General features: G+C 67.5%; 19 protein-coding genes. 12 read left to right on the top strand and 7 right to left on the bottom strand.

What is annotated here, in order from left to right:
- Positions 1-5: 5 nt before the first annotated feature.
- Entirely contained in the window at positions 6-2,453 is a 2,448-nt protein-coding gene (opgC, locus tag ACFRAU_RS20645; RefSeq protein ID WP_378001319.1) for an OpgC domain-containing protein, read from the bottom strand.
- 35 nt (positions 2,454-2,488) lie between these two features.
- Complete coding sequence (locus ACFRAU_RS20650) at positions 2,489-3,760, bottom strand: ATP-binding protein (RefSeq protein WP_378001279.1); 1,272 nt, start codon at positions 3,758-3,760, stop codon at positions 2,489-2,491.
- A gap of 256 nt (positions 3,761-4,016) precedes the next feature.
- Between ACFRAU_RS20650 and uraD the strand changes: the two genes are divergently transcribed.
- From uraD to purM, 6 genes are all read left to right on the top strand, one after another.
- Positions 4,017-4,514, top strand: a complete 498-nt coding sequence (gene uraD, locus ACFRAU_RS20655; protein ID WP_378001280.1) for a 2-oxo-4-hydroxy-4-carboxy-5-ureidoimidazoline decarboxylase — start codon at positions 4,017-4,019, stop codon at positions 4,512-4,514.
- Positions 4,511-4,849 (top strand): hydroxyisourate hydrolase, encoded by a 339-nt coding sequence (uraH, locus tag ACFRAU_RS20660; protein ID WP_378001281.1) that lies wholly within the window; start codon positions 4,511-4,513, stop codon positions 4,847-4,849. Before uraD ends, uraH begins: the two co-directional genes overlap by 4 nt.
- 11 nt (positions 4,850-4,860) lie before the next feature.
- Positions 4,861-5,706 (top strand): fumarylacetoacetate hydrolase family protein, encoded by an 846-nt coding sequence (locus ACFRAU_RS20665; RefSeq protein WP_378001282.1) that lies wholly within the window; start codon positions 4,861-4,863, stop codon positions 5,704-5,706.
- 62 nt (positions 5,707-5,768) lie between these two features.
- Positions 5,769-6,179 (top strand): hypothetical protein, encoded by a 411-nt coding sequence (locus ACFRAU_RS20670; RefSeq protein ID WP_377993695.1) that lies wholly within the window; start codon positions 5,769-5,771, stop codon positions 6,177-6,179.
- A 47-nt stretch (positions 6,180-6,226) separates the two neighbouring features.
- Positions 6,227-7,963 (top strand): amidophosphoribosyltransferase, encoded by a 1,737-nt coding sequence (purF, locus tag ACFRAU_RS20675; RefSeq protein WP_378001283.1) that lies wholly within the window; start codon positions 6,227-6,229, stop codon positions 7,961-7,963.
- A complete protein-coding gene (purM, locus tag ACFRAU_RS20680; protein WP_378001284.1) occupies positions 7,963-9,126 on the top strand; it encodes a phosphoribosylformylglycinamidine cyclo-ligase in 1,164 nt (387 codons plus the stop codon). Before purF ends, purM begins: the two co-directional genes overlap by 1 nt.
- Positions 9,127-9,210: 84 nt before the next feature.
- On the opposite strand, the gene ACFRAU_RS20685 is transcribed toward purM, so the two are convergent.
- On the bottom strand, positions 9,211-10,005 hold the full coding sequence (locus ACFRAU_RS20685) for a VOC family protein (RefSeq protein WP_378001285.1): 795 nt from the start codon (positions 10,003-10,005) through the stop codon (positions 9,211-9,213).
- 226 nt (positions 10,006-10,231) lie between these two features.
- Positions 10,232-10,465, bottom strand: a complete 234-nt coding sequence (locus ACFRAU_RS20690; protein WP_003803040.1) for a DUF3073 domain-containing protein — start codon at positions 10,463-10,465, stop codon at positions 10,232-10,234.
- A 328-nt stretch (positions 10,466-10,793) separates the two neighbouring features.
- On the opposite strand from ACFRAU_RS20690, the gene ACFRAU_RS20695 reads away from it, so the two are divergent.
- On the top strand, positions 10,794-11,525 hold the full coding sequence (locus ACFRAU_RS20695; RefSeq protein ID WP_378001286.1) for a septum formation family protein: 732 nt from the start codon (positions 10,794-10,796) through the stop codon (positions 11,523-11,525).
- On the opposite strand, the gene clpB is transcribed toward ACFRAU_RS20695, so the two are convergent.
- On the bottom strand, positions 11,522-14,179 hold the full coding sequence (clpB, locus tag ACFRAU_RS20700; RefSeq protein WP_378001287.1) for an ATP-dependent chaperone ClpB: 2,658 nt from the start codon (positions 14,177-14,179) through the stop codon (positions 11,522-11,524). The genes ACFRAU_RS20695 and clpB overlap by 4 nt on opposite strands.
- A 215-nt stretch (positions 14,180-14,394) precedes the next feature.
- Between clpB and ACFRAU_RS20705 the strand changes: the two genes are divergently transcribed.
- Positions 14,395-14,730, top strand: a complete 336-nt coding sequence (locus tag ACFRAU_RS20705) for a hypothetical protein (protein ID WP_306926337.1) — start codon at positions 14,395-14,397, stop codon at positions 14,728-14,730.
- A gap of 4 nt (positions 14,731-14,734) precedes the next feature.
- Here the strand turns inward: ACFRAU_RS20705 and ACFRAU_RS20710 are convergent, their stop codons facing one another.
- The gene (locus tag ACFRAU_RS20710) at positions 14,735-15,532 is read right to left on the bottom strand and encodes a S1 family peptidase (protein ID WP_378001288.1); all 798 of its coding nucleotides are present in this window, start codon (positions 15,530-15,532) and stop codon (positions 14,735-14,737) included.
- 215 nt (positions 15,533-15,747) lie between these two features.
- On the opposite strand from ACFRAU_RS20710, the gene ACFRAU_RS20715 reads away from it, so the two are divergent.
- The gene (locus ACFRAU_RS20715; RefSeq protein WP_378001289.1) at positions 15,748-16,917 is read left to right on the top strand and encodes a metallophosphoesterase; all 1,170 of its coding nucleotides are present in this window, start codon (positions 15,748-15,750) and stop codon (positions 16,915-16,917) included.
- Between the two features lie 36 nt (positions 16,918-16,953).
- Here ACFRAU_RS20715 and ACFRAU_RS20720 read toward each other — a convergent pair whose 3' ends face one another.
- On the bottom strand, positions 16,954-17,748 hold the full coding sequence (locus ACFRAU_RS20720; RefSeq protein WP_378001290.1) for a glycoside hydrolase family 16 protein: 795 nt from the start codon (positions 17,746-17,748) through the stop codon (positions 16,954-16,956).
- A gap of 645 nt (positions 17,749-18,393) precedes the next feature.
- On the opposite strand from ACFRAU_RS20720, the gene ACFRAU_RS20725 reads away from it, so the two are divergent.
- The 3 genes from ACFRAU_RS20725 (at position 18,394) to ACFRAU_RS20735 (ending at position 21,344) form a co-directional block, all read left to right on the top strand.
- On the top strand, positions 18,394-19,173 hold the full coding sequence (locus ACFRAU_RS20725) for a glycosyltransferase family 2 protein (RefSeq protein ID WP_378001291.1): 780 nt from the start codon (positions 18,394-18,396) through the stop codon (positions 19,171-19,173).
- A gap of 1 nt (position 19,174) precedes the next feature.
- Complete coding sequence (locus tag ACFRAU_RS20730; protein ID WP_378001292.1) at positions 19,175-20,173, top strand: glycosyltransferase; 999 nt, start codon at positions 19,175-19,177, stop codon at positions 20,171-20,173.
- Between the two features lie 70 nt (positions 20,174-20,243).
- On the top strand, positions 20,244-21,344 hold the full coding sequence (locus tag ACFRAU_RS20735) for a hypothetical protein (RefSeq protein WP_377993684.1): 1,101 nt from the start codon (positions 20,244-20,246) through the stop codon (positions 21,342-21,344).

A 21,344-nucleotide genomic window follows, 5' to 3' on the forward strand; every position in this document is an offset into this window, starting at 1 on the left:
GCTAGTCAGGTGGGGATGATGCGGAACAGGAAACGGGTCCTGACCATGATCCAGAGCAGCGCCAGGATCACCGCGTAGGCGGCGGTGTTGAACAGTACCCGGCCCTCCTGCAGGGCCGGGATGTTGGCGATGACGGCGATCAGGGCCACGTGGATGATGAAGACGTACAGCGTGGCCCGGCCCAGCGGGACCAGGAACCAGCCCAGGGCCCGGTGGACCGGCTTCCAGTACGCCGTCAGCAGCGCGTAGGCGGCCACCACCAGCACCAGGACGTTCAGCAGCCGGCCCACGCCGAGGTAGGTCCGGCCGAAGTAGGCATCGTAGAGTGCCCGGTAGCCTGTGTCCGGCAGGATGGCCACGCGGACGTCGAAGCTGTTGGCCAGGTACGGATTGCCCCAGGCCAGGAACGCGAGGCCCGCGGCCAGCACGGTGCACGCCACCACCACCCACGAATGGGCGGCCAGCCAGGCGATGATCCGGCGCCGGTGGTAGCCCGCCACCATGCCGACAATGAACAGCACCTGCCACACCAGCAGCGGGAACGAATCCTCGAACTCGGACGGCAGGAGCCGGATCCGGAACATGGCCCCGGCCGCATACAGGGCCGTGGTGGCGGCCAGCACCCACACCACCTTTCCGCGCGACAGGGCCCAGAGGACCAGCGGGCTGGCCAGGAGCAGGATCACATACAGGCCCATGACGTTGAACTGCCAGGGGCCGAACTGCAGCAGCAGGATGCCCGGAATGACCTCCGGCGCCACCGGGAAGTGCAGCAGCGAATCCATTCCGGCGTACAGGTCGTAGGAGCGGCCGGCTCCTACGCGTCCGGCCGCCCCCGTACCCTGGTCCACGAAGGACGTCAGGGTGTCTGCGTTGATGGCGGGCACCAGCGAGATCAGGAATACCCCGACCAGCACGACGAGCGCGGTGGCATACAGCTTCCCGGCGCGTTTGGTGGTGTGGTCCACCACGTCACCGAAGTTGTCCTTGACCCGGGGACCGAACACCATGCCCAGGACCAGTCCTGAAAAAAGCACGAAGAGCTCCGCGCCGGACACAAAGCCCACTGCTTCCTGCGTGACCAGCTGGAAGAGCGATGTCATGCCCACGTGGTTCACCACCACAAACACGATGGCGAGGCCGCGCAGTAAGTCCACGCGGGAATCACGCGAGGAGGGGTCGCCGTAGGCCCAGCCGGACGCCCGGGGAAGAAAGCGCGGAAGCAGCCAAAGCAAGCCGACGACGGCGGCCAGGACACCCGCCGTCGTCCACGCACCGATTCCGCCCAGGACCTTGCCTACACCCGTTGATTCGTCGGCGGCCAGCCCGCCGCTGGCCGCCACCGGCCCGGTGACCACGGCCGATTCCGCCAGCCGCGCGCCGGCGGCCGTGGCAACGCCGGGTTGTCCCGTCAGCCGCCAGTCGATCGCTGCCACCCCGGTGTCCCGGGTGCTGGTCCGTTCGTCCCAGACCACGGCGCCAATGTTCCCGAACCGTGCAGACGAGGCGACACCGAGCACCTGGTTCCACCATGCCAGCTTGATCTCCGGCTCTGCCGGGCCGCCCGTGGTGGAGCTGAAGAATGCGGCCGTCTGCAGCATCAGCGGCTTGCTGCGTCCCTGCACGTAGTCCGCATAGAAGTCGCCGTAGCCGCCACGGCCATCGGTGCCGGTCAGCATGCCGGCCAGTTCGCCGTCCGCCGGAAGTGTGTTGACGGCGGAGGCCCCGCCGGTGTCGTCATGGTAGGCGTCCAGGCCGGACCACTCCACGGCGTCGTCACCGGGGTAGTACGGGGAGTAGGCGTCGTCGCTGCTGTCCCAGCGCCCGTCGCCGTTCGTGTCGAGCAGCTTGAAACCGTCCGACCCCGGGGCCGGGGCGTTACGGTTCCGCGCGAAGGGGTAGTCGCGGCCCAGAAAGGGCTGCCACACCATGACGGTGCCCGCGTCGTCCTGGGTTTTGAAGGCTGTGGCCACGGCCCGGAATGCGTTCCGGTAGGCCTCCGGCTGCTGGCCCCAGGGGACCCAGCTGGTGTTCATGTCCGGCGCGAACCTGATGTACAACTTGCCCCGGAAGCCGGTGCTGAGCTGTTCCACCGTCCGGGCAAAAGCTGCTGCGTCCCCCGCGGACACCTGGTCCAGGGACCGCGAGGGCTTGACCGTCAGCAGGGCATGGGCTCCTTGCGAGTCGCTTTGCCGGAAGAATTCGCGGATGTGGACCGTCTCGGATTCCTGCAGCGGGAAGGCGATGTCGTGGCCGAAGATGGCCGGCGTGGCGCCCAGACGTTCCGCGAAACCGGCGGCGCTGTCCTTGCCCCATTCCAGGGCGGCGCCGAAAAGCGGCCCCTCCGCAGCGCCGGCAGTGTCTGCAGTGCCCGCCGGCGCTGGACTGGCCTCAGCCACGCCTGCCGGCAACAGGGCTGCCGGCAACAGGACGAGCAGGAGCACCAGCACCATTGCGGCGGCCCTGCCGCGGCGGCCCACGGCGCCGCTCACGGGGCGGCGGGGAACGTCAGCACCACGGTGGTTCCGCCGCCGAGGCTCTCCGTCAGCGTCAGGTCACCCCCGTGTGCCTGCGCGATCCGCCTGCAGGTGGCCAGGCCAAGCCCGGATCCCGGGCCGTCCCCGTCCCGGTGCAGGCGGACCAGCGGCTCCAGCACGCGCTGCCTGTCCTCCGGCCTGATTCCCTTGCCGTTGTCCGCAACCAGGACCGCGGTCCCGTGGTAGTTGGAGACCGCCGTGATCCTGATTTCCAGGGGACGTTCCGGGCTGCGGTAGTTCAGCGAGTTGGCGAGCAGATTCTGCAGCAGTGCGCGCAGCTGGAGCGGATCGGCGTGCAGCTGCGCGTCGTCGGAGTCCAGCGTGGCTCCGGCTCCGAACGGGATGCCAAGGTCCCGCGCGACGTCCGCGGCGGCCCCGCGCAAAGAGACGGGCTGCGGATGGAGGGCACCGCCCACCTTCGAATAGTCCAGAACATCCTCGAGCATGGCCAGCATGCGCCGCCCGCTGGCGCCGATGAGCTGGACGTACTCGGCGGCCGGATGCTCCGGCGGCATGTCCGGATCGTCCTCGCTCAGTTCCACATAGCCAAGGATCGTGGTCAGCGGAATGCGCAGGTCGTGGCTGACGCGGCCCGCGAACTCGCCCAGTTTGGCGTTGCTCCGCCGCACTTCATCCAGCGCCACGTTCAGCTGCAGCGTCCTGTGCTGGAGTTCGAGCAGCTCCACGGTCTGCTGGGCGAGGAGCTCCAGCATGTGGATCTGCTCCGGCCCGGGGTTTGCGGGCGCATCGGAGAAAACGCACAGCGAGCCCAACACGAAGCCCGAGGCGGTTTCCAGCGGCACCGAGGCGTAAAAACGGACGCGCGCGATCTCGCCGGTCACAAACGGATTGTTCGCGAAGCGCGGGTCCGTGGACGCGTCGCTGACGACGGTGGTTTCCCGGGTCAGGAAGACGCGGGCGCACATCGAGTCTTCACGGGAACAGATGCCCGGTTCGACGCCCGACGCCGCGATCTGGCGCTGCTGGTCCGCGGTAATCACATTCACCACACTGAAGGGCACGTGGCACAGCTTGGCCGCCAGATCAACGAGGTTGTCCAGGGCGCTGCGGACAGCGTCGGTGCGGGCGGTGCCCTGGCGGGAGGGGCCGCCGACGGGTGGGAGGGCGCTGACTTCTCTGTCGCCCAGCAGCCCGTACGCCTGGAGCGCGGCCTGCCGGTCATCGTCCTGCTCCGGGAGCGTCCGAGCGCTGGTGCCTTTCATCCGTCCCCTAACCCCATGCGGGACTCCGACCCAGCGTCAAGTCCCCCCGACGCCGATACTATCCGGCCAAGCTCACCCCCTGCTGTAGTCTCTTGACACCGGCGGACCTGCTCGGCTTCACTATTACGTATGCTGAAATAACAGTTCCATGATGCGGAACTCGCCCTCCCGGATGGGGGTGGCGATCGCCGGGAGAGTATCCGGCCCTCCGCATAGCCGTCACCATGGATGCCAGCATCTGCCTGAGGATCACAACGTGAAGCTTGCCGAATTCAATGCCGCGGACAGGGACGCTGCGAACGCAGTCCTGCGTCCGTGCATCGACGTCCCGCGCTGGGTGGACCAGATCGCCGCTGCGCGCCCGTTCGCCTCCCGCCAGGAGCTCTTCGACGGAGCCCGTGCCGCCGCGGCGCCCTTCACTCCGGATGAGGTGGAAGGCGCCATGGCACACCATCCGAGGATCGGCGAACGCCCCGCCGCGCAGACCGCCGAGGCCGCCATGTCCAGGTCAGAGCAGGCAGGCGTGGACCCTGCCGACACCGGGGTGGCCGACGCCCTGGCCCGCGGCAACCGCGCGTACGAGGAAAAATTCGGCCGGGTCTTCCTGATCCGCGCCGCCGGACGCACCGCCCCCGAAATCCTGGCAGCGCTGAACGGGCGCCTGGCCAACACCCCGGCGCAGGAAGACGCTATCGTCGCGCAGCAGCTGCGGGAAATCGCGCTGCTCCGCCTGGAGGGAGTGATCAGCGAATGAGCGTTTCCCATGTGACAACCCACGTCCTGGACACCGGCGCCGGACGCCCGGCGGCGGGTATCGCCGTCGTGCTTTACGCGAACGACGGCGGCAGCTGGACAAAGCTGGGCAGCGGCACCACCGATTCGGACGGCCGCGCGAAGGACCTGGGACCGGAGGTCCTGGCGCCCGGGAACTACCGGCTCAACTTCGCCATCGGCGACTACTACGCCCGGCAGGGCGGCACGACGTTCTTCCCGGAGGTGGACCTGGTCTTCGAGGTCACCGGCACCGAGCACTACCATGTGCCGCTGCTGCTGAGCCCGTTCGCCTACTCCACCTACCGCGGCAGCTGAAAGGAGACAGAATGCGGCTGATGCGCATTGGCCCCGCGGGCAACGAGGTCCCGGTAATCATCGACGACGAGGGCCAGGCCTACGACCTGCGGCCGGTCACCCAGGACATTGACGGGAACTTCCTGCAGGCCTGGGCCGGCCAGCTGCCGGACCTGGACCTGAGCGGGCTTCCCCGGGTGAGCGTCGACGGCAAACGGATCGGCGCGCCGATCGCCAGGCCCGGCGCCGTGATCGGCGTGGGGCTGAACTACGCCGCGCACGCCGCGGAATCCGGTCTGCCCGTGCCGGAGCGGCCCATCATCTTCTTCAAGCACCCCAACACCGTGGTGGGCCCCGACGACGACGTCGTCATCCCGCCCGGGGCGCAGCGGGTGGACTGGGAGGTGGAGCTGGGCGTGGTCATCGGCCGGCGTGCCAGCTACCTGTCGTCCGATGCCGAAGCCGCAGAGTGCATCGCGGGTTACGTCCTGTCCAACGATGTCTCCGAGCGCGAGTACCAGCTGGAGCACTCCGGGCCGCAGTGGTCGCTGGGCAAGTCCTGCCCCACCTTCAACCCGGTGGGGCCGTGGCTGGTGCCCGCCGCAGCAGTTCAGCCCGACGATATCCGTCTGTCTTCCTGGGTCAACGACGAGGTCCGCCAGGACAGCTCGACGGCGGACATGGTGTTCGGGCCCGCCGAACTGGTCCGCCGGCTGTCGCAGTACATGGTCCTGGAACCCGGGGACCTCATCACCACCGGCACCCCGGAAGGCGTGGCACTGTCCGGCCGCTTCCCGTACCTGCAGGCCGGGGACGTCATGCGGATGTCCGGCGGGAACCTCCTGGGTGAACAGCGGCAGCGGCTGGTGCAGGCCTGAACGGTGTTGGCCTGAAGCCGCCGGGGCGGGCCGGCGGCCGGGATGACAGTAGGCTAGATGGCATGTCTTCCGACCAGCCCACCCCCGAACAGCGCGAAATTCCTGAACGGCGCGAGATCACCGTCCGGCGCGCCCCCAAGTATGTTCCTTTCCTGATCCTGGGCGGGCTGGTGGGCTTCGCCGCGGCGGCGGTCATTGCGTACGCGCTGCCCGGCGATGCGAGCTACGACCGAGGCGCCGTGTACGGCTTCTTCATGGTGCCGTGCGCCGCGGCCGGTGTGATTCTCGGCGCAATTGCCGCCCTGGTGCTGGACCGGGCCAGCGTGCGGCGCGCCCGCCGCGGCGTCGTCGAAGCAGTGCCCGAAGCGGAACATCCCGCCCCCGGCACGGAACATCCCGCCCCGGGCACCGAATCCGGCACTGCTCCGGAGCGGACCACGGACGACGGCGGCGGGCCCGGCCCGCGGTCATAATCCGGCGGCCGGAAATTCCCTACCCCATGACGTGAGATAATCGACCAGTGGCACGCGGCGATGGAAAACTTTCTCATGATCTTCTCCCTGGCGAAAAAGGCCCGATGGACGCTTGCGGCGTCTTCGGCGTCTGGGCACCAGGTGAAGAAGTAGCAAAACTTACCTACTACGGGCTGTACGCGCTGCAGCACCGCGGTCAGGAGTCGGCTGGTATAGCCACCAGCGACGGCAAGCGGATCAACGTCTACAAGGACATGGGCCTCGTGTCCCAGGTCTTCGACGAGACCACGCTTAACACCCTGACCGGGCACCTGGCCGTCGGCCACTGCCGCTACTCCACCACCGGCGCCAGCCACTGGGCAAACGCGCAGCCCACGCTCGGCGCCACCGCCACCGGCACGGTGGCCCTGGCGCACAACGGCAACCTCACCAACACGGCCGAACTGAACGCCATGATCCAGGAGCGCAACGGCGGCCAGCTCAGCGGCGAAATGAAGCAGGGCAACACCTCGGACACCGCCCTGGTGACAGCACTGCTGGAAGGCGAAGAGGGCAAGACCCTCGAGGAGACCGCCGTCGAACTCCTTCCCAAGATCCGCGGCGGCTTCTGCTTCGTGTTCATGGACGAGGGCACGCTCTACGCAGCCCGCGACACCTTCGGCATCCGCCCGCTCTGCCTGGGCAGGCTGGAACGCGGCTGGGTGGTGGCCTCCGAGCAGTCCGCCCTCGCCACCGTCGGCGCGAGCTTCATCCGGGAGATCGAGCCCGGCGAGTTCATCGCCATCGACGAGCAGGGCGTGCGGTCCCAGCGCTTCGCGGACCCGACGCCGGCTGGCTGCGTTTTCGAATACGTCTACCTCGCGCGCCCCGACGCCGCGATCGCCGGGCGGTCCGTGTACGAATCCCGCGTGGAGATGGGCCGCCAGCTGGCCCGCGAAAACACCCAGGAAGCGGACATCGTCATTCCCGTCCCCGAGTCCGGCACCCCCGCGGCGGTGGGCTACGCCGAGGAATCCGGCATCCCCTTCGCGCACGGCTTCGTCAAGAACTCGTACGTGGGCCGCACGTTCATCCAGCCCTCACAGACGCTGCGCCAGCTGGGCATCCGGCTCAAGCTCAACGCCCTCGAGTCCGTGATCCGCGGCAAGCGCGTTGTAGTGGTGGACGACTCGATCGTCCGCGGCAACACCCAGCGCGCCATCGTCCGGATGCTCCGCGAAGCCGGCGCCGCATCCGTGCACGTGAAGATCTCCTCCCCGCCCGTGCAGTGGCCCTGCTTCTACGGCATCGACTTCGCCTCCCGCGCGGAGCTGATCGCCAACGGCGCCACCATCGAGGAAATCTCCCAGGCCATCGGCGCCGACTCGCTGGCCTACATTTCCGAAGACGGCATGATCAACGCCACCCGGCAGCCGCGCGAACGGCTCTGCACTGCCTGCTTTACCGGCAAATACCCCATCGAACTCCCCGGCGCGGACAAGCTCGGCAAGAACCTGCTGGAGCGCACGGACCTGGGCGGACTGCCCGCCGTGTCCGGCGCCGCCCCCGCCGCCGCCGGCTCGGCAGCGGACGCCGCCGCTGAAGCCGCCATCGCCCCGGCTGCTGCCACCCCCGGCAACCCGGACAGCATCCCGGTGACCGAGGATCCCGCGGAAAAGCCGGGTGCCACGGGCTGTGACCCGGGGCCGGATTCCGAGCTCGAGAACCTTCTCACCGACGCCGACCGCGTGCCCGATCTCCACCACGACGCTGCGACCGTCGGCGCTGACAAGAAAGAGTCCTGATGACTTCCGCTTCCTCCACTGCTGACATGAATGCTGCCCAGAACAACACCGGCATCACCTATGCGGCCGCCGGTGTGGACGTCGAGGCCGGCGACCGCGCCGTCGAACTCATGAAGGACGCCGTCAAGGCGACCCACAACACGTCGGTGATCGGCGGCGTCGGCGGTTTCGCAGGCCTGTATGACGTGTCCAGGCTCCTGACCTTCAAGAAGCCCCTGCTCGCCACCTCCACCGACGGCGTGGGCACCAAGGTGGCCATCGCGCAGGCCATGGACATCCACGACACCATCGGCTACGACCTTGTGGGCATGGTGGTTGACGACATCGTGGTGGTGGGCGCAGAGCCGCTGTACATGACCGACTACATCGCCTGCGGCAAGGTTGTGCCGGAGCGCATCGCGGACATCGTCCGCGGCATCGCTGCCGCCTGCTCCGTGGCCGGCACCGCGCTGGTGGGCGGCGAAACCGCCGAGCACCCCGGCCTGCTGGGCGAGCACGAGTACGACGTCGCCGGTGCCGCCACCGGCGTTGTGGAAGCTGACGCGCTGCTCGGACCGGACCGCGTCCGCGCCGGCGACGTAGTGATCGGCATGGCCTCCTCCGGCCTGCACTCCAACGGCTACTCGCTGGTCCGCCGCGTCATCAACCACGCCGGCTGGGCCCTGGACCGCCAGGTCTCCGAACTCGGCCGCACGCTGGGCGAGGAACTCCTGGAACCCACCCGCGTCTACGCCGCCGACTGCCTGGACCTGGCGCGGGCCTTCCCTGTCACGGCGGACAAGGCCGTGCACGGTTTCAGCCACGTCACCGGCGGCGGGCTCGCCGCCAACCTGGCCCGCGTCCTCCCGCAGGGCCTCGTGGCCACCGTTGACCGCTCCACCTGGGAGCTGCCCGCCATCTTCAAGCTGGTCTCCGAACTGGGCCGCGTGCCGCTGCCCGACCTGGAGCGCACGCTGAACCTCGGCGTCGGCATGGTGGCAGTGGTTTCCGCCGAAGCCGCAGACGCTGCCGTGGCCCGCCTGAACGAGCGCGGCCTGCCGTCCTGGATCATGGGCTCCGTCAGCGCCGATTCCGATGATGTGGTCAAGACCGGCCCGGACTACGTCCAGGGCGCCAAGGGCGTGGACGGCGGCGCAGTCCAGCTGGTCAACGCCTACGCGTAACTATCCCATCGAGTGCTCCGTAACTGCCGTTTAGAACCCTCATAAGGGCAGTTACGGAGCATTCGGCGTTTAATAGTGCTGCTGTTAAACCTCCAGGACGCTGAATACGCCGCCCTGCGGGTCCTTCAGGGTGGCGATGGTGCCGCCGTCGTCGTCGAATTCCGGCTCCACCAGCACCTCGGCTCCGGCAGAGACGGCCGACAGCACCGCTTCCTTGACGCTGGAGACGCCGAAGTAGACCTGCCAGCCGCGGCTGCCGGGCTCGCCGTCATCGTCGTCCCCGTCCTCTTCCAGGGCAGGGGCGATGCCAGCCACCTCCGCGCCGTTCACCATCAGCGTGGTGTAGGTTCCGCCGTCGTCCTGCGGGTATTCGGTCACCTCGTGCCCGAACAGCTGCTGGAAGAATCCGACGGCGGCCTGCGGCTCGGGCGTGATCAGTTCCGCCCAGGCGAACGCCCCTGGCTCGTTGTGCCGCCCGCTGCCCGGGTGGGTACCGGCCTGCCATACACCGGTGGCGCCGCCGCCCGGCGGCTCCACAAACACCATGGTGCCGGTGTCCCCGATGTCCTCCGGTCCGAACTGCACCGTGCCGCCGGCGGGGGCGGTTTCCTCCGCGGTGGACCGGGCATCATCCGTGGCGAAGTAGACGTTCCACTGCGCGGGCCGCTTTGTTTCGCCCTGCTGCGGCTGCGGTGCCACCGTGGCCACGAGGTCGTCATCCAGGAAGGCCTTGGCGTAGCTGCGGCCGTCCGGAGTCGGCAGGTCTTCGTAGCGCCACCCGAAAACAGCGGCGTAGAACGCCTTGGCGGCAGCCACATCCGGCGTCTGGACGTCCGCCCAACAGAGCTCTCCGAGGATGTACCCGCTGCGCTGAACCATGCGTCCGTACCTTTCGTTGGCTGAGTTTCCTCCAGCCTAAGTCCTTGAGGGCACGGCTGCATGAAGAACGCAAAAGGCCCGTTGGGCACGCCAAAGACTGGCGTGCCCAACGGGCCTGATAATTTTTGCGACACCTTGGAGCGGGCAACCCGAATGCGGGAAATACCCAGGAGGTGTACGACGGCGCCGTGCAGCAAACTGCCTGGCGGCAGTTCAGCGGGAACGACTAACCGATACGACGGCTGTCTACCTCGTCGTCGTCTTCATCCAAATCGTCCGCGTACTTATCCACGTAGGCTGAATAGTCCGGCTCGACCGGTTCATTCGCGAAATGGCTCGTGGCACGACTTCCCGGACCCGTGAGCTCACGCTGTAGGGCCGAATAATCGGTGTTCGGGGAGTAATACTTGATGTCCCGAGCCTGCTTGGTAGCTTTTGCCTTTTGACGGCCGCGCCCCATGGCGTGACCCCCTTTTGTACTTGGACCGGAGGTGGTCACCTTTGGCGATCGGTGAGGCCCCGGAATGTTTGGTCAATTTGTCGTATCCCTAGATTACATGCTTTCGGCGGCATCTGCTTGCCACGCGGGCCGCCGGAGGCCGCCGCAGCCCGCTTCTCCGCGGCAATCCGGGGCTCGCGCAGTTTTTTTGTTCGATAGAGTCTCCTGAACGACTGAAATTAAGCGAGCGGGGGAATCCGGTTACCGGCCGCACGGGCCACACCGCGGAAACGCAATATTTGCCGGATGCCCGACGCCGAGCGACCGCCTGGAAGGGGTGCCGCCCCATATGAATGACAACGATCCCAGTCACGACGGGGAACGCGGGCCGGCCCGCGGTATCACCGTGCAGCCCGGTCCGGGTACACGCGGACCGGCAGAACCCAAATCCCCCGAACCGGCACAAGGCCGAGCCGAAGCCCAAGCCAGTGCGGCCCGGCCCAAAAGCCTCACCGGGTCGATCCGCTCCCGGCTCGCCCGGCCCGAGGTCCGGCAAACCCTGCTCAAAGCGGGCTTTGTGGCTGCGCTGCTGGTGGCCGGCGGCCTGCTCGTATGGCTCCTGACGTCACTCCTCGCCACTGCCACCATGCAGGCGGCCAACCGGCCCGAAGCGGCAGCGGCGGAGCCCTCCCCCGCCCCGCCGGCCGCGTCTCCCCGCCCCAGCCTGCCGTTGGCCAGCGTGGGTCCGCTGGACTTCCGGGTGGGCGACTGCTTCAGGGACTTCGACCCCGAGGCATCAAAGTCCACGATCGTTGCGTGCACCACCGACCATTCCGCCCAACTGGTGGCGGTCACCCACTACGCCGGCAGTGACGGGTACCCGGGCCGTGACGCCCTGAAGACCAGGGCCAGGGAGACGTGCCAGACGGCGGCCCTGACAGAGAAGTCCAACGCCTACAACCTGAACTACCGGCTCGCTTACCCGAGCACGGCCAGCTGGGGCAAGGGCGACCGCCGCGTGGACTGCTACGTCACCGCATCCGGCAACATCATCAAGGCAAGCCTGCTCCCGTCCCGCTAGTCCCGGCGGCGGACGGTGAGTCCGCTGCCCAGAGGAGGGCCGCCGTCGGGACCTGAGAGTGCCTCCAGGCCCTCCACGGTGAGTTCCCCGAGGTCCGCGGCGGTGTCCACCAGCACGGTGTCGCCGTCGGAGATTTCACCGGCCAGGATGGCTTTCGCCAGCCGGTCGCCGATTTCGCGCTGCACGAGGCGGCGCAGCGGCCGGGCACCGTACGCAGCATCGAAGCCGGACATCGCCAGCCAGGAGCGGGCACCTTCGGTGACCTCCAGCGCGAGCCGCCGCTCATGCAGACGCTTGGCCAGCTCCGCCACCTGCAGCTCGACGATCCGGGCCAGTTCATCGACGGACAGCGGATCGAACAGCACCACCTCGTCCAGCCGGTTCAGGAACTCCGGCTTGAAGGAGGCGTTCACCGTGGCCATCACCGCGTTGCGCTTGGCGTTCGCATCGAGCGTCGGGTCCACGAGGAACTGGCTGCCCAGGTTTGAGGTGAGCACCAGGATCACGTTGCGGAAGTCCACCGTGCGGCCCTGGCCGTCGGTGAGGCGGCCGTCGTCGAGCACCTGCAGCAGGATGTCGAACACCTCGGGATGGGCCTTTTCCACCTCGTCCAGCAGCACCACCGAGTACGGCCGGCGTCGGACGGCCTCGGTGAGCTGGCCGCCCTCCTCGTAGCCGACGTAGCCGGGAGGCGCACCGACGAGGCGCGCCACGGAGTGCTTCTCGCTGTACTCGGACATGTCGATCCGCACCATGGCGCGTTCGTCGTCGAACAGGAAGTCCGCGAGCGCCTTGGCGAGCTCGGTTTTGCCGACGCCGGTAGGACCCAGGAACAGGAAGGAACCGGTGGGCCTGTTGGGGTCGCTGATGCCGGCCCGGGCGCGGCGCACGGCGTCGGATACGGCGGTAACGGCCTTGGACTGGCCGATCAGCCGCCTGCCGAGCTCCTCCTCCATGTGCAGCAGCTTCTGACTTTCGCCCTGCAGCATGCGGCCGGCCGGAATGCCGGTCCACGCGGCGATGACCTCGGCGATGTCGGTGGCGGTGACCTCTTCCGCCACCATCAGGGCGGACTTGTCCGCGACGGCGGCCTCGGCCTCGGCGGCGTCGCTCAGCTCGCGCTCCAGGGCCGGAATTTCGCCGTAAAGGATCCTGGACGCCGTCTCCAGGTCACCCTCGCGCTGTGCCTTGTCCGCCGTGGACCGCAGCTCATCCAGCTTTGCCTTCAGGTCGCCCACGCGGTTCAGGCCGGCCTTCTCGGCTTCCCAACGGGCGTTGAGGCCGGCCAGTTGCTCCTTCTTGTCCGCCATGTCGGCCCGCAGGGCAGCAAGCCGCTCCACGGACGCAGCGTCGGTCTCGCCCTGCAGGGCGAGTTCCTCCATCGTGAGCCGGTCGACGGCGCGCCGCAGCTGGTCGATCTCCTCCGGGGCGGAGTCGATCTCCATGCGCAGCCGGGAGGCGGCCTCGTCCACGAGGTCGATCGCCTTGTCCGGCAGCTGCCGGCCGGAAATGTAGCGGTTGGAGAGCGTCGCGGCAGCCACCAGCGCGGAGTCGGCGATGGCAACCTTGTGGTGGGCCTCGTACCGCTCCTTCAGTCCGCGGAGGATGCCGATGGTGTCGTCCACGCTGGGCTCCCCGACGTACACCTGCTGGAAGCGCCGCTCCAGGGCAGGGTCCTTCTCGATGTTCTCGCGGTATTCGTCGAGCGTGGTGGCGCCGATCAGCCGCAGCTCACCGCGGGCCAGCATGGGCTTGAGCATGTTACCGGCGTCCATGGCGCTTTCGCCGCTGGCACCGGCACCCACCACGGTGTGCAGCTCATCGATGAACGTCACGATCCGGCCGTCGGAGTTCTTGATCTCCTCAAGGACGGCCTTGAGCCGCTCCTCAAACTCGCCGCGGTACTTGGCGCCGGCCACCATGGAGGCCAGGTCCAGGGAGATCAGGGTCTTGCCCCGAAGGCTCTCCGGCACGTCGCCCGCGACCATCCGCTGGGCCAGGCCCTCGACGACGGCGGTCTTGCCGACGCCCGGTTCGCCGATCAGCACGGGGTTGTTCTTGGTCCGGCGGCTGAGCACCTGCACCACGCGGCGGATTTCGCTGTCACGGCCGATGACCGGATCGAGCTTCCCGGAACGCGCCACGGCGGTGAGGTCAGTGCCGAATTTTTCCAGGGCCTGGAAGGTGTTCTCGGGGTCGGGCGAGCTGACCTTGCGGTCGCCGCGGACACCTGGCAGGGCGGCCGCCAGCGCCTCATGGGACGCGCCGGCGTCGCGCAGCAGCCTGCCCACGCCGTCGCTTCCGGCCGAAAGACCCAGCAGCAGGTGCTCGGTGGAGACGAAGGAATCACCCAGCTTGTCGGCCTCGTTCTGGGCGTTCTGGATCGCCTGCAGGGAAGGCCGGGACAGCTGGGCCTGCTGGACCGAGCTTCCCGACGTGGCGGGCAGGGCCTTGATGGCGGTACTGGACTGCACGCTGACGGCGTCCGGATCGGCTCCGGTGGCGCGGAGGAGCGCGACGGCGACACCCTCCCGCTGATCCATCAGCGCCTTGAGCAGGTGTGCGGGTTCCACCTGCGGGTTCCCTGCCGTGGAGGCATTCATGGCGGCAGCCGAAAGAGCCTCCTGGCTCTTGGTGGTGAATTTGACGTCCAAAGAGAGCTCCTTTCGAAGACGGTTTAGATGAGTTGAGTCTACTACGCTCAACTTTGCTTTTTCAGGTCCTCACGGCCAGGTTTTCCCACAGCGAAATGCACCTCTTGCGGACGGGCGAATTTTCCGTGAACGGTGGCCCTTGAACTGTATCGCCGCCGGCCGAATCCCCCTAGGATCAACCTGTGGCTGCCACTACCCCAGAGACAGGACCGGCAATGAAGAAGTTTGTAGTTCTTTACAACGCACCGCAGTCGGCACAATCCCAGATGGCGGAGAGTTCCCCCGAGGCCGCCCAGGAAGGCATGAAGGCGTGGATGGAGTGGGCATCCCGGGCCGGCAGCGGCATCGTGGACATGGGCCAACCCCTGGGCGCAGGCAAGGAGGTCAGCCAGTCGGGCACCTCGGACACGAACACCAGCGTGGGTGGCTACGGCATTCTGCAGGCCGAGGACATGGACGGCGCCCTGGCCCTGCTCGAGGGGCACCCGCACCTCATGATGCCCGGCGCCAGCATCCAGGTGTACGAGACCCTCGACCTGCCCGGAATGTAACCCGCTAGGAGCCCCGGACCCCCGAGACGCTGGTGATCCAGGCGAGGTTGCGCACCACGGAGGCGTGGTCGTTGTAGTAGCCGGTGTAACTCGAAGGGTTCGGGGCCGGCAGGATGTCCGATGTGGACAGGACGCCTGCAAGCTTGCCGTTCACGACCAGCGGGCCGCCGGAGTCGCCGTCGAGCGTGTGGCCGCTTTCCGACCTCGTCCGGACAGACGGGCCGCCATAGTTGTCCACACCCTGCCACACCACCGAGACGTCCGCCGCCTTGAGGTAGTAGGACATGGCACCGGATCCCTTGGACTGATACCCCCAGCCATACACTCTGGCGGTGGTTCCGGTGGCGGGAAAGGAACCGGACAGGCCCACGTAGGAGCCGTAGTACGGCGTGGCCAGCTTCAGCAGCAGGACATCGCCGGCAGGTGCGGGGTAGCGCCCGGCGACCTTACGGACCGCACCCCCGGCTCCGAGGTAGCTGGTACCCAGCCGGACCGACCTCAGGCTCGTGGAGTTGCAGTGCTTGGCCGTGATGACCCAACTGGCAGCGATCAGACTGCCGGTGCACTGCACATTGGTGCCTGCGGCGTCGAAGGAAACTTGCGCCGCGAAGGGGGCGGCTGAAACTGTGGTGGTACCGCCACCGGCTATATCCCTGCTGAAGGTGCCGCCATCATGGGGCGCCGGCACTTCCTTGACGGGCACGCCTTGGGCCGTGGTGGCCTGGGCCGGCAGGGCGCACAGAACGGGAGCCAGCAGCGCCGCACCGGCCGCGGCCGCAGCCAGGATTTTTGCGATCTTCAATGTGGGGCTCCTTAGCGTTGGGTGCGAGAGGTCCGGCTGCGAGCGTACGTGCAGTGACAGAATTTGTCATATTCATTACGAAGCCTGTCACTGCCATCCGGGCCGGGACCGGTGTCTGGCACGGCGGTACTGCGGGCACTACCCTGAGGCCTAGCAGTACTTCCTGTTCCCCAGCCTGCAGCGGCAACAGGCTCAGTTCCGTGATGTGAGGGACCATGACCGGACCGTCGAAACAGCGTGGATGGGCTGGCCTGATACGGGCCGCCGTTCTCGGGCTGGCGCTGCTGCTCACCGGATGCCAGCCGGGCCCGCCCGCGCCCCCGCCGTCGTCCGGGGCGCCGGTTTCACCCGGCACGTCCCGGCCGCCGGCAACGCCAGAGCCTTCCAGCCCGGCGGTTCCCTCCCCGCCAGGGACGTCCTCCCCCACGCGGCCTTCCCCGGCTGAGCCCTCCGCCTCCCCCGAGCCAGGGTCTGTCCACTTCACGGCCCAGGGCGATATCGGGCTGAGCACGGGGGCATGGGACGTTCTGGACACGATTCGCGGCCTTCGTCCTGAGCTAAACCTGGCCCTGGGCGACTTCTCCTACGAGGCAGGGCGCGAGCAGGACTTCTGTGACATGGTCACCGGAAAGCTGGGCGGTGGATTTGCCTACCAGGTTGTCACGGGAAACCACGAGAGCGACGGCCACGACGGCGACATCGCCAACATCGTGAACTGCCTGCCCAACAGACTCTCCGGACTTCAGGGGGAGTACGGAATCCAGTGGTACGCGGACTACCCGGAACGGAATCCGCTGGTGCGTTTCATCATGGTGTCCCCCGGCATCGAATTCCACGACGGAAACACCCTGGACTACTCCAGGGGAAGCGAGCGCTGGCAGTGGACCGCGGCCGCGCTTGACGGCGCGAAGTCCAAGCACATCCCGTGGACTGTCGTGGGCATGCACACCCCGTGCCTCAGCGTGGGCAAATACGGCTGCCAGGCCGGGCGCGACTTCACCAACCTGCTCATCGACAAGAAGGCTGACCTGGTGCTGACGGGGCACGACCACATCTACCAGCGAAGCCACCAACTGGGTGCCGGCCAGGGTTGCCCGGCGCTGGTACCGGATACCTTCTCCGGGGGCTGCCTCGCAGACTCGAACGGCCCCATGGTCCAGGGCGCCGGAACCGTCTTCGCCACTGTGGGCACCGGCGGTGTGGGGCTCTACGAGGTGCACGACCAGGATCCCGAAGCCCCCTACTTCGCCACCTGGTCAGGGAAAAACCGGGACGCCGCCCTCGGCACCCTGGACGTGACGGCCACCGCGGACCGGCTCTCAGCACGGTTCGTTCCGGCGGCAGGCTACTCCTTCACGGACACGTTCGAGATCGGACGGAAGTAGCCGGCCCGGAGACTGCCGGGTCGGCGGACCGGCCCCCTAGGCCCGTTTCCAGATGGCGATCCAGTCCAGGTAGACGTGCCCCGCCGTCTCCGGCTTCGGGCAGCCGAACAGGCAGGCCTCGGTCTGCAGAATGTAGTGCATGGGGATGTTGGGGGTCAGTGAGGTTCCCGCCCCGAGCGAGCGGCCGTCGAGGAAAAACTCGACCTTGCCCGGGCTCCACTCCATCGTGGCCACATGCCACTGCGTGAAGGTGGTGTCTGAGTAGATGATGTCCGTGGCGTAGGGGTCGTTCCCCATCTTGTGCACGGCGCCGTAGAACTTCGTTGAGAGGTCCCCCTCGGGGTAGTCGAGTTCGCCGTCACGGGGCCAGATCCCGCTGTCCGGCCACAGCAGCCAGGCCGTCTTGAAGCCGCGCAGCGGATCGGCCTTGAACCGTACCGAGAACCTCCCGTAGAGGAGGCTGTTGTCCCGGTGCGGGTTGGTGCTGCTGTTCGGAATTTTCGGGGTGGGTGCGGCCCCCATCGAAACACCGTCCTCCGTGTGCAGGTACCAGTCCAGCATGCCGTTCTGCACGCTGAGCACCTTGGAGGGGTAGTAGCCGGACTTCGCACCCCGCTGACCGGCTGTGTCCGGCGTGCCGTCCACATAGCCGGCGCTCCACTTCGCGGCGTAGGCAGGTCCCGGAAATCCGCCAACGGGCACGTCCCCCTGGTTGAAGTCCTCCCGGAACACCTGTTTCCACCCGGGCAGGTCGCCCGTGGGCAGTTCCTGCAGCAACGGGTCAACTGCGGGCACCTCCGCGGTCAGTGGTTTGGGTGCTTGCGGTGCCACCGGGGCGGCTGTTGAGGGAGGCGCGGCGACCGATGGGCCAGTTGCCCGGGCCGCGGCCCGGGAAGGCGCCGGCCTGGATGGCGACGGCGGGGCGGGCTTGGCAGCGCCCGTTTCCGTTCCCTGAGGTGCAGACGCAGTGGATCCGGCCGCTGACGCCGCAGCAGGATCGGTGACCGATGGTTCTGCTGCTGCAGGCCGGTCCGCCTGGAGCCGCTGCGCTTCAGTGGCCACCGTCCCGTAAACCGTCAGCGCCGCGACCGCCGCGAGCACAGCCAGCCGCCCAGCGGGTCCGGGCAAAGTGCGGCGCCCACGGTGCCTGCCGTGGGCTGAGTTAACCATGGGGCAAGTGTGGCACCCGTGACTGCTGCATCCAAGGATTCTGCGACCCCTAAAACTGGGGTTACTTCAAGCGATCCCAAGCTTTTTACAAGTTGGCGGGCCGAACATGATCCGAGGGGGAGTGCAAGCAAAGTTGCCAGTACCGCAGCAGCAGGCGCTTCTATTTCCCGTATCCAGCCGGGGAGGCTGCTCGGGAGGGGCATAGGCATACGACTCCGATGAGTGGTGAGGCTAGTGACCATCCCTATACAAGTTTCATCTGTTCGTGCACCAAATGTAATACCGGTTCCCCTGGCCTCCATCAGCGTGGTAATCCCCACCCTCAATGAAGCCTTTAACCTCCCATGGGTCCTTCGACGCATGCCCTCGTATGTGGACGAAGTGGTGATTGTCGACGGCCGTTCCCTGGACAGCACCGTCGACGTGGCCCGCGCGCTGCGCCTGGACGTCGTGGTGGTCTCCGAGCCCCAGGCAGGCAAAGGCTTCGCCGTCCGGGCCGGGCTGTCTGCGGCATCCGGGGACATCATTGTCATGCTGGACGCCGACGGAAGCATGGATCCGCAGGAAATTGGCTGGTTCATCTCACCTCTCCAGCATGAGTTCGACTTCGTCAAGGGCTCCCGGTATGTCACAGGCGGCGGTTCCGAGGACATCACACTGCTCCGCAGCGCCGGCAACCGGACCCTGACCCGGCTGGCCAACCTTGTCCTGCACAGCAATTACTCGGATCTTTGCTACGGCTACATCGCCATGCGGCGGGAGTGCCTGCAGATCCTTGAACTGAAATCGGAAGGGTTCGAAATTGAAACCGAGCTGATCGTCCGTGCCTCCAGGGCAGGCCTGCGGATCGCCGAGGTGCCCAGCAACGAACTGAACCGGATCTCCGGCAACTCCAATCTTCATACTTTCCGCGACGGATGGCGGGTACTGCGGACCCTGGCCCGTGAATGCGTGGGCTGGGAAGCACCCACGGCCGGTGCCCGGCCCGAGTCGCTCAGGCGCGTGAAATACAGGTACCCCAGCTTGACCCTCCCCCACATTCCGACGGATCCGGCAACCGTCCTTGGCCTGATAGCGGGTGATTAAGGTGAACCATGCTGAAGGGCTCCCGGCCGTTTCGGTGGTGATCTGCTCCTACACGGAAGACCGGTGGGACCGGCTGATGGCCGCCGTCGAATCCGTCCGCGCCCAAACCGTCCCGCCGCAGCAGACGATCCTGGTGGTGGACTACAACGTGGACCTCTACAAACGGCTCATCTTTACGGTCGATGATGTGGTGATCCTGGAGAACACCGGCCCCAAAGGCCTCTCCGGAGCTCGGAACACAGGCGCCGCGGCGGCGACGGCCGGCGTCGTTGCCTTCCTTGATGACGACGCGGTGGCGGCCCCGGACTGGCTGCAGCGGCTGACAGCCCTCTACGACGACCCCGATGTGCTGGCCGTGGGCGGACGCGTCCTGCCGGATTGGGAAACAAGCCGGCCGGACTATTTCGGCGAGGAGCTGGACTGGATCATCGGCTGCACGCACCGCGGCCTGCCCAAGGTGGCGGCCGAAGTGCGCAACGTCATCGGCGCCAACATGTCCTTCCGTTCCCAGGTTCTGCAGGTGGTGGGAGGATTCAACACTGCGCTGGGCCGGCAGAATTCGCTGCCCCTGGGCTGCGAGGAGACGGAGATCTGCATCCGGGCGGTCATCGGCTCGCCCGGAGGCCGGGTGGTGTACGAGCCGGCCGCGCTGGTGAACCACTATGTTCCCGCCCAGCGGGGCACGCTCAGCTACATGCTGCGGCGGGCCTGGTCCGAGGGGATATCAAAAGCCATGGTCAGCAAGATCGTCGGCCACAAGCGCGCCCTGGGGCCCGAGCGCCGGTACGTCCGCAGCGTGCTGCCGCGTGCCGTCGCATCGGGCATAGCGGGCAGGATCCGGGGAACGGATCCCGCCGGCCTGCGCCGGGCAGCGGCCATGGTCGCAGTGCTGGCCGTCACAACCTGCGGGTACATCCGGGGACGCCGCATGCCCCTCGATCCGGCGAACGCGGGACTCGCGCCGCACGAGCCACACGTCAGCTGGAGGGAAGTCAAATGATCCGGATGTACCCGCAGTACACCCCTGCCCAGATGGCCGGGACCAACGAGACCGCTGGAGGCCACGGGGCATGAGTCAGTCCGAAAAAGAATTCCTGCGGGATTCGCTCCCGTCCACCGGCACCAGCTTCGATGTCCACGGCCTCGTGGGCATCGACGTGGCCCCCGGCACCCCCGGCGAAGCACAGCTGCGGGACATGCTCGCACCGTTCCTGGGTCCGTCCCGGGCACCGCTCCGGCTGCATGTTAGCGCCGATACGGCGGAGGTAGCGGACCAGTCGCACGCCGAGGATGCCTACCGGTTCACGGCGGAGTCGCTCTACATCCCGGCTGACCGCGTCCAGGTCCAGGAAACCCGCGACGGTTACTCGGTGCGGGGCCGCGGCGAGCTGCTGACCGCCGTCATACCCTTGCTGGACCGGCTCTGCATCCGGGAGAACGCCGCCATGATCCACGCTGCCGTGGTCGACTTCCGCGGTTCGGGGGTCCTCCTTCCGGCGTGGGGCGGCGTGGGCAAGACCAGCACGGTCGCGAAACTTGTGGCCATGCCCGGCGTGCGCTTCATGGCCGATGACTGGGCGTTCCTGGATGCCGACGGCATGCTCATGGGCTACGCGAAGCCGATGTTCCTCAAGCCGCACCACCGCAGGATCTACCCCGAGGTCTTCAGCGGCGCCCGCAAGCCCCTCGCACCGGGCTGGCTCACTAATACGGTGGCCCACCTCGCCACGGCCGTCCATCCGGTGATCGTCCGCTATCCGAAGACCGCCGCCTTCACGCGCCGCTGGTCCCCGGAGCACCGCATGGTCCATCCGGAGCTGGTCTTCGGGCAGGACGGCATCTCCTCGGCGGCGCTCACCCGGCTGGCAATTTTCCTTGAACGGTATGACGGTTCCGAAGCCCGGCTGGAGACCCGCAGCCAGGAATGGATGACCTCCCGCATAGTCGGGAACTTCCATTCGGAGCTCCCGGTCGTGTCACGGCGGCTGATCGAGGCCCTCGGCGCGACAGGGCTGGTGCCGCTGGAGGAATTCTTCAGCCAGAAGGCAGCCGTGGTGCGCCGGGCACTGGACGACGTGCCCTGTTCCCTGCTCCGGATCCCCGCCTCGTGGTCCGCCGACCGGACGTCCGACTACGTTGCCGGCCTGATCAGCTCCAAGCTGGAGGAGTAA

The organism is Arthrobacter sp. NPDC056691 (genome assembly GCF_042791415.1).
In the GTDB taxonomy this organism is placed as follows: domain Bacteria; phylum Actinomycetota; class Actinomycetes; order Actinomycetales; family Micrococcaceae; genus Arthrobacter.

Bases quoted from the DNA above. Each gene is read 5' to 3' on its own strand.
- ACFRAU_RS20650 (WP_378001279.1), bottom strand. From the start codon at position 3,760: ATGAAAGGCACCAGCGCTCGGACGCTCCCGGAGCAGGACGATGACCGG.
- uraH (WP_378001281.1), top strand. From the start codon at position 4,511: ATGAGCGTTTCCCATGTGACAACCCACGTCCTGGACACCGGCGCCGGA.
- ACFRAU_RS20705 (WP_306926337.1), top strand. From the start codon at position 14,395: ATGAAGAAGTTTGTAGTTCTTTACAACGCACCGCAGTCGGCACAATCC.
- purM (WP_378001284.1), top strand. From the start codon at position 7,963: ATGACTTCCGCTTCCTCCACTGCTGACATGAATGCTGCCCAGAACAAC.
- ACFRAU_RS20665 (WP_378001282.1), top strand. From the start codon at position 4,861: ATGCGGCTGATGCGCATTGGCCCCGCGGGCAACGAGGTCCCGGTAATC.
- ACFRAU_RS20715 (WP_378001289.1), top strand. From the start codon at position 15,748: ATGACCGGACCGTCGAAACAGCGTGGATGGGCTGGCCTGATACGGGCC.
- ACFRAU_RS20690 (WP_003803040.1), bottom strand. From the start codon at position 10,465: ATGGGGCGCGGCCGTCAAAAGGCAAAAGCTACCAAGCAGGCTCGGGAC.
- ACFRAU_RS20670 (WP_377993695.1), top strand. From the start codon at position 5,769: ATGTCTTCCGACCAGCCCACCCCCGAACAGCGCGAAATTCCTGAACGG.
- opgC (WP_378001319.1), bottom strand. From the start codon at position 2,453: ATGGTGCTGGTGCTCCTGCTCGTCCTGTTGCCGGCAGCCCTGTTGCCG.
- ACFRAU_RS20695 (WP_378001286.1), top strand. From the start codon at position 10,794: ATGAATGACAACGATCCCAGTCACGACGGGGAACGCGGGCCGGCCCGC.
- ACFRAU_RS20735 (WP_377993684.1), top strand. From the start codon at position 20,244: ATGAGTCAGTCCGAAAAAGAATTCCTGCGGGATTCGCTCCCGTCCACC.
- ACFRAU_RS20685 (WP_378001285.1), bottom strand. From the start codon at position 10,005: ATGGTTCAGCGCAGCGGGTACATCCTCGGAGAGCTCTGTTGGGCGGAC.